A 10,913-nucleotide genomic window follows, 5' to 3' on the forward strand; every position below is an offset into this window, starting at 1 on the left:
TGGTGCGGGAGATAAGCCGTTGAAATCGCCAGGTCGGTTTCTGTTTCAGTTGCACAATCGTCGGGGAATGGGACATCTGATGCGCGGTCGGAACATCGCCGCGGAGATCCGCGCTCTGCGGCCCTCTGCGGAAATCCTCTTTTACACCCGAAGTGCTCCGCCGGCCCCGTGGGACCCAGACATCCGCCTCTTTGTCGAGAATCCCGATAGAGGCTCACGCTGGCACGATGCGGTTCTCTCGTTTTCGCCGGACGTCTTGGTTTACGACACCCTCCTTTCCGGAGAGATTCGGTGTGAACCCGATTCCCCTTTCCTGCGGCGGGTCTATGTAATGCGAAAATCAAAGGAATCGAGGCAAGCGGAAATCTTTGATAACCCGGCGCTGGATTGGGTCGACCGGATCGTCATTCCTCACCTGCCGGAGGAGTTCTCGGTCGATCTTCCTGTATCGCTTCAGCGAAAGAGTATCTATGTCGGGCCGATCGTCCGGCTTCCGCGGAAAGAGACGCAATCGGCATTGAAGACGAAATACCGGATCGCAGAGGGAGAGTATCTCCTCACTTCAACGACGGGAGGAGGAGGATTTGCGGACCATGCCGAATCTTTTTTCGAAACGGTATTCGAGGTTCACCGGCGACTTTGCCCGCAAATGCCGAACCTGAGGCATCTGGTCGTGACGGGGCCGAATTTCAAGGGTTCCCTCCGCCCCCTGGAGAGAATGGAGATCGTCTCATATGAACCGGATTTGATCGATCTGATCGCCCTGTCGGATATAGTCATCGCCGAAGGGGGCTACAACACGGTCAATGAGATCCGCCTGACCAAGACGCCGGCCGTTTTCCTTCCCAGCGACCGGAAGTTCGATGATCAGGAGGAGCGGGTTCGATCCCTGGAGGAGAAGGGGCTTGCCTTCGTCTTTCCAGAGCGGTCATCGACGGTCGCTTCCGAGATTTCTCGTCTCTGCGCGTCGGCGTCGGTTCTGGAACAGATCCGGCGAAACTACGAATCGGACCGGATGGTCATCGGCAACCGCACAGCGGCGGAGGCCATTGTGGAGTGTATTGATCGATGAAGGTGAATCTGGCCGGCGCCGCCAAACGAATCTTGGAGCGGATCAAGATGGACGGAGACCGTCCCGTCCGATGGGTTGCGAAGGTTCTCAGCGAGACCCCGGGTGAACGAAAGGTGGTTCAATACCGGTTCTTCCCCCGGGGGAGGCAGGCTCATTCCAAGCCGCTATTTTGTTGCGTTGCGAAGTTCTATCAGGATGAAAGAGGAGAGGAGACCTCGCGCGTCATGGAGACGCTGTCAAAGGAGCATCAACGACCGGTCTCTCTTTTGGCAGTTCCTCGCTCTCTATATTATGATCCGGGGGCGCGTTTCGCGGTTCAACAATTCGTCGAGGGGGTCCCGTTTCCCGAACTGATCACTCTGCCCAACAGCCGTCGATATTTTGTCCTCGCCGGGAAGGCGCTTGCCGGCCTCCATGCACGGGCGGTCCCGGTGGGAGAGATCAGATGGCTTTCTGATCATCTCATCGATCTTATTCATCCCCACCCTCTCCTCCTTGCAGAGCAGATCCCTTCGTATCGGTCGCGCATCGATTCGATCCTCAAGGCGTTGCACGAATGGGAAGAGAGAGTGGTCGATCACCGAGCGCATGCCCCAATCCACCGCGATTTTCATCTAAGACAGCTCTTTTATGGAGATGATCGTGTTTGGCTGGTCGATTGGGACCTCTTCGCAAAGGGGGACCCGGCCCTCGACGTCGGGAATTTTATCGTCTATTTGACGACCCGTCTGCCGGAGCGCGCCGCCTCTTCGATCGATGCATTTCTGGAAGGGTATTTCTCCCTACAGCCGGCCGATCTTCTGAAAAGGGTGCCGCTCTATCGCGCTTTTACCTTTCTGCGGCTTGCCTGCAAGCGGTTTCGACTCAAAGAGGAAGATTGGGAGGAAAAGGTGGAAGGCCTCCTCTTTCGAGCCGAGCGGGCGCTGCGATGAGAGATCGAACGATGAAACGGTTAAAGGTGGCGCATGTGATCAACAGCATTGGCCTGGGAGGGGTCCCGGCCGCCGTCTACCATCTTTTGGAGGCCCTTCCGCCGGAGCGCTATGAACTCTCCCTCTATACCCTGAAACGGTACTCCGACCATGCCGACGTTCGGGAAGAGGTGGCGGAGCGGTTTCGCCGTCTCGGCATCCCTATTTTTTCCCCGGACCGGGATGAAAAAAAGTTTCAGGTCGTGGCGCAGCTTTGCGAATGGATCCTGCGGGATCGAATCGACCTCCTCCACACCCACTCGTACAAGCCGAATCTTTACGGCCGTCTCGCCGGAGTTTTATGCAGGGAGCGGGGGGTGAGAATCGTCGCCCACTATCACAACCAGTACGACGATAAATGGGAGCGGGACGGAAGTCTCATCTATGATCGACTTTTAGATCGCTTCTCGGACCGGTTGATCGCCTGCTCGGAGTCGGTCCGGGAGCACCTTGTGCAACGAGTCGGCCTTCCCTGGGAGCGGATCGATGTGATCCTCAATGGAGCGGATCTCTCCCGGTTTCAGCCCCGGGAGGATGCGCAGCGGGTCAAGGGGGAGATGGGCCTTCCGTTGGACCGCCCGATCGTCGCGGTCGTCGGAAGGATCTCGGAACAAAAGGGCCAGGACGATTTTATCTACGCGGCAAAAACCATCCTCCGACAGGTTCCGGAGACCCTTTTCCTCGTCATCGGCGCCGCTGATGAGGCGGAGCGGCTGGTTCAATTGCAGCGTCTTGCCCAGGAGCTCGGGATCGAAAAGGAGATTATCTTTACAGGATACATCGCCGATATGTCGAAGATATACCCGCTCATAAATGTACTGGTCGTCCCTTCCCGATGGGAGGGATTCGGTCTCGTCTTGGTCGAAGCGATGGCGGCCGGAAGGGCGATCGTGGCGACGCGCGTCGGCGCGATTCCGGAGGTGGTCGTTGCCGGTGAGACGGCCCGGCTGGTTCCGCCCGGCTCCCCTGCAGCGATCGCCTCCGAGGTCGTCTCTCTGCTTCAAAATCCGGAGCGGGCGAGAAAGATGGGAGAGAGGGGGATTGCGCGGGCCGCTGACTTCTCCTGGAAACGGGCGGGGATGGAGCTCGACCGGATTTACGAGGATCTGCGGAGGGGAGACGCGGGATGAAGGAGGGGCGGATTTTCCTAATCCGACATGGGAAAACGGAATGGAACGGCGAGCGCTATTTGGGATGGGAGGACGTTCCACTGAGCGAAACCGGTAAAAAGCAGGCAGATGAGATTGACCTCGCATTGCAGAACGAACGGATTGATATCATCTATTCAAGCCCGCTGACCCGCGCGGTGGAGACGATCAGTTCGTTTGCTCAAAAAAGAGGCATTCCGGTCTACACGGCAGAAGATTTGAGAGAACTTCACTACGGCCGATGGCAGGGATTATGTAAGTCGAAGCACAAGCTGAATGTCATCCAGCAGTATCGTGTTTCTCGGCTTCCTCAGGGGGAGAGCCTCTTTGATGTCTATCTCCGGGCCGTCTGCTTCCGCGGCAGATTGGAATCGGATTTGGGAGCGGGGAAGAACGTCGCCGTCGTCGGGCATTTTTGGAGCAATAGAATGCTGGAGGGGGTGATTCGTCGCGTCCCGTTCAAATCGATTCTGGATCAACCGGCCTATCGGCCTAAAAACGGGTCTCTGCTTCAAATGAAATACAGGGTGGAGGCCGACGGGGAGCTCTGCATCTCGTCTGCGTCTTTTGTGGTACAGGGGTTTTAAGGAAATCGGATGAATGTGAAATGGAACCACCTACAGCGAGGAGCGAGGAGTCCCTTCGGGAAAACCCATCGGAACGTTTCCCCGGATCCCTTTTATGGGCAGGTTGATGAGTTTTATGATCAGGCGCATGTCCTCTCCCACCTGAAGGGCACCCTCGGGGATCATTGCGTTCCCGACCGATGTGAAATCGTCAATGTGAGGTATTACTTCAAGAGGTCGTTCCAGGTAGTTTACAAGCTCTACGGGAAAGAAGACCCTACAATTTTGACGGTGTTTTTTCTACCGCAGGGCGAGAGCGCGAAGCATTACCGGGAGAAGCTCGCCGCAGTGACGAATCGCGTCCGTGTGATTCATTTTCCTTCCTGGAATGCAGTCGGGTGGGTTTTTCCTGAAGATCCGACCCTTCGCGCTCTTCAAAAGATGACGGATGAGGGGAGGTTGAGAAGCGGGTTGGGTCGATGCATCCGCCGTTTCCTTAAACCCGGACCGATTCGCTGGGATGTGATGAACTACCATCCGGAGAGACGGTGTGCGCTTCGGTATCTCCTCTCGGAGGGAGATTATACGTTTGTCGGAAAAGTCGCGTCGAGTGAATCGACTGTAACGGCGCATCGAAATTTGATGCGCCTTTGGGGGTGGTCTTCTCGGCGATTCAGGATTCCTGAACCGCTCGGGTTGGAGGACGAACAGGGCATCCGTTGGGAATCGTTCATCACGGGCAATACCATTGGTGATCTTTTTTCAGAGATCTCCCTGAGCCCGTTGATGAAGATGGCCGCCTTCGATCTGTCAAACCTCCATCAGATCGGGATGGAGGATCTTCCACTGAATGATTCGAATCAGATTCTCCTCAGGTTGGAAAAGAAGATCATGCCGGTCGTCCTTCAGAGATTATCTCCGCTCGGGCCGTCCCTTGAGAATGTTTACCGCCTACTGGTTCAGAAGGCTGGGCTGTTGCCCGACAGCCGTGTCATGACGATCCACGGAGATTTTCACGCCGCCAACATTCTGTTTGACTCCGACGGGTTGACCTTCATTGATATGGACAGCCTTTCCCTGGGGGATCCGGCCTATGATCTTGCGTTATTTGGAAGTCGTCTTTTGCTCTTGGCACTCCTGGAAGGAGCCCGAATGAATGAAGTTGCAGAGGCCGTCGCCGGATTCCCAGGAACATACGAGGAGCTGTCCGGAACCGCCATTCCGGATCGAACCTATGCATGGTATTTGGCGGCGCTCCTTGTCGGGCGACAGCTCAAAACCTGCATCAGGCACTGTGCGCCGGCGTTGGAAGACCTTGCTCCGGCTTTGTTGCATTGTGCCAGGGAGACGTTGGAGCGAGGGCGTTTTGATGCGGCGATCATAAGGAACTAAAAGAGTGGGTCTGGTCGCTCATCGTGCGCCTGTAGGGTCTCCATCAAGTGAGCCTTTTCAACCGACGGGTCGCCCTCCACGATTCGTCTTCTCCGGAGCGCCATTCGCGAGAACATTTCGTGCGGATGGTGTCGAGAATGATGCTCTATAATTGAGCAAAGCGCCGATGAAGAACTCCTTCGGCGTACTGGATGCTATGCCGGGCTCTATCAGCTTCGGAAAGCTCAAATTAGGAGACCGTCAAGATCAAATCGACAAAGACGTTTATACTTCCGCTGATTGGATTGTTTTTTTTGATGGAAGGTCCATTTGCCTTTGCGAGGGAGATTCAACCGGCTGTCACGGAAGCGGACCAACCCGCTGCCGAAGAAACCGTCTCAAGCGCTTCTCTGGATCCGGACGCCTCACCTGCTTTACGATTCGAGGTAACGCCGCATCTTTCGATAGGAGCAAAGATGCAATTGAGTGTTCTAAGAAGAAGCAATCGCGATCTAAACAATAAGAAGGAAGACGACCAGAATCGAACTGAAACTACATTGGGCCTTGCGACAGAGGTCATTCCACGCACCGATATTGAAATATTCGCGGAGGCGCGGCTGACCGATCAGCGCTTCTTTATGGATGGGGAAGGGCAAACGACCGATGAAACCAAAGTCCGACTCAAAAGAGGATACATCCTTTGGAGGGGTGCCGTTTTCCCTGCAATTGATTTACAGGTGGGACGACAACGTTTTGCCGATTCACGGGAATGGATCTACGATGAAAACCTCGACGCCGTCCGCCTTAAATTGAATAAAGACCTTTTTGCCTTGGAATTCTCCGTCAGTTCGAACCTGTTTGATCCCGAGGATCCAGAGGATCGAATACGAAACTATGTTGCCTATGCCGCCTATGAGCCGAGTAAGGGAGACAAAATTGCACTGTATTGGATTGCCCGGCACAGTCCAGGGGGAGACCAGAATCCCGAATTCGTCGGACTTTCCTGGAGAGGAAAATCTTTTCAGAACCAAAAGTATTGGCTGGATCTCGCTTCCATTTCAGGGCGGGATGGTTCTGTGAAGCTGCAAGGGTATGGGGCCGATTTGCGCTGGACTTACCTTTTCGATCAATGGATGGAGCCCTCCATCACCCTCGGTTATGCCTTTGGATCGGGCGACCCTAATCCGCTGGATGATGTGGACGGAAGCTTCCGGCAAACCGGGCTTCAGGACAACCAGGGAAAATTCAATGGGGCCGTGAAATTCAAGTACTATGGCGAATTATTTGATCCGGAACTGAGCAATATGAGGATCAGAACTTTTGGACTCGGAATCATCCCTTTTAAAAAGACCTCTTTGGATTTTGTCTATTACTCCTATTCGCTTGTCTATTCACATTTGGCGCCGAATCACACCCTCCGGGATGTCGGCATTAAAAAGGACCCCTCCGGAAAATCGAAAGATCTTGGCCATGAGGTGGACCTTATCGTAGGATTGAAGATTTCTCGTTTGGCACGGGTGGAAATTTCGACGGCTGCTTTCATTCCTGGGAAGGCGTTTCCCGGTTCAGACAGCGCTTACTCCGGAGAGATGACTGTTCGAATTTTATTCTGATCATGTTCGTGATACCGATCTTGAGTAAGGTTTAAGCCTTCGGGTAGAAAAGGGGAGGCCCGACGTTGAAGATGAAAAGTCGCCCCACTTGTGTAGGACAGGCTTCTATGGAACGAATCCGCTCTATCCCTCATCATGATTACCTGACGGACCTTCCGAATCGTGTTGGGGCGCACGATTGTTTGGATGAGGCATTGACGCGGGCGCGGCGCCGATTTTCTAAAGTCGCTGTATTGTCGCTCGATCTTGATCGATTTCATCTGATCAATGAGACATTGGGATTTCTGTTCGGCGACCTTTTGCTGCAATCGATCTCGGAGCGTCTCAAAGGGATCCTGTCGGAAGGGGATTCGGTTGCGCGTGTCGGCGACGACGAATTCGTTATGATCTTGGCCCATATTACCGAAGCAGAAGAGGCTGTAAAAACGGCCCAGAAGGTCCGAGAGGAATTGTCAGGGCCCCACAGACTGAAGGATCATCAAATCATGACGGTCGATTTTCGAATCACCGCAAGCATCGGGATCGCGCTCTCTTCTCTGAATGGAGATGAAGCGGAGACCCTGCTTAAAAACGCCAACAGCGCCATGATGTGGGCAAAGAGGGAGGGAGGAGATTGCTACCACTTTTATACGGCGGAGATGAACGCCGCGATTCTGGAACGGCTGACCCTGGAGAGCGGCCTGCGCGATGCACTGCAGAGGAACGAGCTTTTTTTGGAGTACCAGCCTCAGCTTGACCTAATGACAGGCAAGATTGTCTGTGTAGAAGCCTTGGCTCGTTGGAATTACCCGGGTATCGGCGTGATCCCCCCTTCTCGTTTTATTCCCTTAGCTGAGGAAATGGGGCTAATTGGCCTGCTCGGACAACGGGTACTCGAGACGGCTTGTGTGCAGAATAAAAAATGGCAGTGGGCGGGTCTCCCCCCGATTCGGGTTGCGATCAATCTGTCCGCCTACCAACTCCAGCAGAAATCTCTGGTCGAAACAGTGAAGAGGGTGTTAAAGGAGACGGGAGTCAATCCGGCCGATCTCGAATTCGAAATCACCGAGACAATCATGATGCAGAACATCGAGGCAACCATCGCGACACTTTTTGAATTGAAAGAGATGGGAATACGAATCGCAATGGATGATTTCGGCACCGGGTATTCTTCCTTGACCTACCTGAGGCGTTTCCCGATCGATGTCTTAAAAATGGACCGTTCTTTCCTTGTCGACACCTCCGGCAAGCAGGACAGCATGGCCATTATCATTGGCATGATCGATCTGGCGCGCAGGCTGAAATTAAGAGTCGTTGCAGAGGGGGTTGAAACAGAAACCCAGCTTGATTCTTTGCGTCTTCACGGTTGTGATGCAATCCAAGGTTTTCTCTTCAGCTCTCCGCTTCCTGCGGATGACGTAACGAAGTTGCTGAGGGGGATCTCGGGTGATTCCCGGAAATGCCGGAAATGATCGAGCAGCATAGCGTGATGAGGTGGAAGGCCGGAGGTGTGGCGTGATCAGATTCCAGCAGGGGGGATTAGAAATTGCCTCATGCCGCTCTTCGGCTCATTCTTTTATGAATTTGGAAACTGTCAAAAAACCAGCGTACATTATTTGGCCACACTCCTCCGCTCGCCGATTACCCGGCCTAATGCTGTGGGACGGTCATCAACGACCGGAAGCTGCCAGATTTACATCAGATGGTTTTCTAAAAGCGCTCGTTTTCCGGCACCTCCATCTAGATTTTGGGCGGGGCGCCTTACCTGTCCAGAAATAGCGGTTCGGTTTTTGGAGGAAGCGAGATACATTTCTGCGGCATACCGATTGCTTATACCACGGTCTGCGTTAAGAGATTCGGCGAGGGCTGGCCACTGTCTGCAGGTTTACTCGTCGGTCCGAAGACACGATGGAGATGTTTCTGCAGCAACTGAACCGAGGAAGTCGCCCAAGAAGACGTCAATATTGTTTCTGGCACTTTCATTCGCCGGAGTGAAAGGATCCCACCCTGATGAACCAGACAGGCCCTGGTTGTGAACGGGGAGTCTTACTCTTTCTTTGTTAGGAAAGGGAGTACGATCAGCAAATGATTCTAATTGCGACAATCCAATCTTTCCATGATTGTCCAGGGTCGGATTCGGTCTGCTTCGGTCTAAGATCTGCGATCCGCTTCCGGACCGAATGGGGTCCTGTATAGTCGCCCATTTCTGATGAGCCGAGTTATTTTAGGGATGGACGGGCTTCGTTATCCCGTTACAGCGGAGAGCCGTCAAACTTGCATTTCAGCGTTAACACAACCGACACAATCATTCGAGGAGGATCCATATCATGCCAAAACGATCGATGCTCATTTCTTATTTCGTGTTCATGGGTCTCATTTTAGTATGGGGAATGCCTGTGCAGGCCAAGCAGGGGGCGCCCCCTCTGAATGCTCCTTTTGTCGACCCCACCGCCACTGTTACCGGAGCAGACAAGGTCCACCTCGGCGACTCTGTTTATGTGGCTCCCTTCGCCGAACTGCGCGCCGGGGCCGATCCTGCGCTTACTATCCATATCGGCGCGGAGAGCGACGTTCAGGACAGCGCGGTCGTTGATGCCACGGCCGGGGCGGTTTCGATGGGTGAGCAGGTGATCTTGGCCCATGGGGCCACGGTGAAAGGGCCTGCAAGCCTTGGAGGAGAAGGGATCTGCCCCGGCAGCGTTGCTGTCTGCCCCTCCTTTGTCAGCTTCAATGCCGAGGTCGACGGCGCTATCATTGAGAAAGACGCCATGGTGTCGGGATTGGCCCGCGTCGCGCCAGGTGTAAGAATCCCCTCCGGTCGAAAGGTCCTTCCCGGTAAGAACGTCGCCACCCAAGCGGAGGTCCTCACCGAGACGGTCCCGGTCAGCGATGCCGACCGGCTTTTCATGCAGGGGGTGATCGAGGTCAATGTGGCCTTCGCTGCGCAATACAAGGTTCTCGCGGCCGAGGATCCAAAAAATATTAAGGGAATCAACTACGATCCCGGGAATATGTCCTTTAATCCCGCCCGCAACCTCCCGACCCTCGCCGGAACCTCCACACAGAACCCGAAATTCCGCAATCGGATCATCGGAGATATCATCATGCATGATAACATGAATCATCTGGCGATGGTGATGGGAAGCAAGATCTCCCTTCGGGCGGACGAAGGGGAGCCCTTCCACGTCGGCAGCATTGCCGCCATGGAAGATCGGACGACCTTCCACGCCCTGGAGCACAGTCATCTCGACATGGGGAACCTGGGCCGCTACGGCTACCACAGCGTGGTGCATGGCGGGCCGACCAATTTCCCCGTCCCTGCCGGCAACTCCACCGTCACCGGAGACGGTGTAACCATCGGGGCCTGGTCGGTCTTCTTCCGGTCGCGTGCCGCAGACGGCGTCACGATCGGTTTCAAGAGCTTGGTCCAGCAGTCCGACCTTGCTCCAGGCACCATTGTGCCGGACCGGACCGTGATGATCGATAACACGATCTTCGGCGCTGTAGAATGGTAAGGACTTGGATGTCATAAAGGAAAAAGATGTTCGGGAGGGGAGGCCGCATCGGTGGCCTCCCCTGGTGACGGCAGCCGCAGGAACGGCATGGTTGTTGATGATCGCTTCCTTTGTCGCGCTGCCGGTTCGAGGGGAAGCGGCCCGTCCGGTCCAAGAGATGGTCGCCACCCTTGAAGACGAAGTTCGGGACCTTCCCGAAAAACGAATTGCTTGGTCGACGTTCTGGAAACTCTGCTGGAAAGAGTACCCGGGGGCGACCAGCTATGAGCTGGAGTTCCTGACCAATGAAGGGGTGTCACCGAGACTTCGCCGCCAGAGCGCGCGATGCTTTCGGATCGAAGTGGCCTCCGGGGAGAATGAGCGGAGAGAGGGGTTTGTTCACCGTAATGTGCAACTGGCCCTACAATGGGGGCAGCTGGCCTGTCGGGTGCGGGCGGTGTTCGATGAAGGCCGGGTAAGCGAATGGTCTCCGGCGGTCGTAGTGGGGAAGGCGCTTGGTCATAATAAGTAAAGTAGCGAAACGGCAGGATGGACTACCTGAGTGTCTTACCTGTAAAAACCAAGATTTGATCTGACATTTTATGTTGGGGTTCCTGGATGTTTGGTTTCTCCTGATTGTCAGATCGTCTTATGCGACGAGCATCTTCTCCTTGGCCAGAGGCAGACTGTCGATGAATG

Annotated in this window: 9 protein-coding genes; all 9 read left to right on the forward strand. The window is 54.7% G+C overall.

Features of this window, described 5'->3' with window-relative positions:
* Positions 1–19: 19 nt before the first annotated feature.
* Positions 20–1,072, forward strand: coding sequence for a glycosyltransferase (locus tag MNODULE_RS23975; RefSeq protein ID WP_168063729.1), 1,053 nt, complete (start codon positions 20–22; stop codon positions 1,070–1,072).
* The gene (locus tag MNODULE_RS23980) at positions 1,069–2,004 is read left to right on the forward strand and encodes a phosphotransferase family protein (RefSeq protein ID WP_168063730.1); all 936 of its coding nucleotides are present in this window, start codon (positions 1,069–1,071) and stop codon (positions 2,002–2,004) included. Before MNODULE_RS23975 ends, MNODULE_RS23980 begins: the two co-directional genes overlap by 4 nt.
* Before the next feature lie 11 nt (positions 2,005–2,015).
* Positions 2,016–3,173, forward strand: coding sequence for a glycosyltransferase family 4 protein (locus tag MNODULE_RS23985; protein ID WP_168063731.1), 1,158 nt, complete (start codon positions 2,016–2,018; stop codon positions 3,171–3,173).
* On the forward strand, positions 3,170–3,778 hold the full coding sequence (locus MNODULE_RS23990; protein ID WP_168063732.1) for a histidine phosphatase family protein: 609 nt from the start codon (positions 3,170–3,172) through the stop codon (positions 3,776–3,778). The genes MNODULE_RS23985 and MNODULE_RS23990 overlap by 4 nt, the downstream gene beginning before the upstream one ends.
* Before the next feature lie 9 nt (positions 3,779–3,787).
* On the forward strand, positions 3,788–5,149 hold the full coding sequence (locus MNODULE_RS23995; RefSeq protein WP_168063733.1) for an aminoglycoside phosphotransferase family protein: 1,362 nt from the start codon (positions 3,788–3,790) through the stop codon (positions 5,147–5,149).
* A gap of 284 nt (positions 5,150–5,433) precedes the next feature.
* Positions 5,434–6,741 carry an alginate export family protein gene (locus MNODULE_RS24000; RefSeq protein WP_168063734.1) on the forward strand — a complete coding sequence of 436 codons (1,308 nt, stop codon included), beginning with the start codon at positions 5,434–5,436 and terminating at the stop codon, positions 6,739–6,741.
* 107 nt (positions 6,742–6,848) lie between these two features.
* Complete coding sequence (locus MNODULE_RS24005) at positions 6,849–8,192, forward strand: putative bifunctional diguanylate cyclase/phosphodiesterase (RefSeq protein WP_168063735.1); 1,344 nt, start codon at positions 6,849–6,851, stop codon at positions 8,190–8,192.
* A gap of 855 nt (positions 8,193–9,047) precedes the next feature.
* Positions 9,048–10,235, forward strand: coding sequence for an LbetaH domain-containing protein (locus tag MNODULE_RS24010; protein ID WP_168063736.1), 1,188 nt, complete (start codon positions 9,048–9,050; stop codon positions 10,233–10,235).
* Between the two features lie 4 nt (positions 10,236–10,239).
* On the forward strand, positions 10,240–10,746 hold the full coding sequence (locus tag MNODULE_RS24015; protein ID WP_168063737.1) for a hypothetical protein: 507 nt from the start codon (positions 10,240–10,242) through the stop codon (positions 10,744–10,746).
* Positions 10,747–10,913 lie beyond the last annotated feature (167 nt).

The sequence above is a fragment of the Candidatus Manganitrophus noduliformans genome (assembly GCF_012184425.1).
GTDB classification, from domain to species: Bacteria; Nitrospirota; Nitrospiria; order SBBL01; family Manganitrophaceae; genus Manganitrophus; species Manganitrophus noduliformans.

What these genes read in the sequence shown, in the direction of transcription:
- MNODULE_RS23980 (WP_168063730.1), top strand. Translation starts at nt 1,069, where the DNA reads ATGAAGGTGAATCTGGCCGGCGCCGCCAAACGAATCTTGGAGCGGATC.
- MNODULE_RS23995 (WP_168063733.1), top strand. Translation starts at nt 3,788, where the DNA reads ATGAATGTGAAATGGAACCACCTACAGCGAGGAGCGAGGAGTCCCTTC.
- MNODULE_RS23990 (WP_168063732.1), top strand. Translation starts at nt 3,170, where the DNA reads ATGAAGGAGGGGCGGATTTTCCTAATCCGACATGGGAAAACGGAATGG.
- MNODULE_RS24010 (WP_168063736.1), top strand. Translation starts at nt 9,048, where the DNA reads ATGCCAAAACGATCGATGCTCATTTCTTATTTCGTGTTCATGGGTCTC.
- MNODULE_RS23985 (WP_168063731.1), top strand. Translation starts at nt 2,016, where the DNA reads ATGAAACGGTTAAAGGTGGCGCATGTGATCAACAGCATTGGCCTGGGA.
- MNODULE_RS24005 (WP_168063735.1), top strand. Translation starts at nt 6,849, where the DNA reads ATGGAACGAATCCGCTCTATCCCTCATCATGATTACCTGACGGACCTT.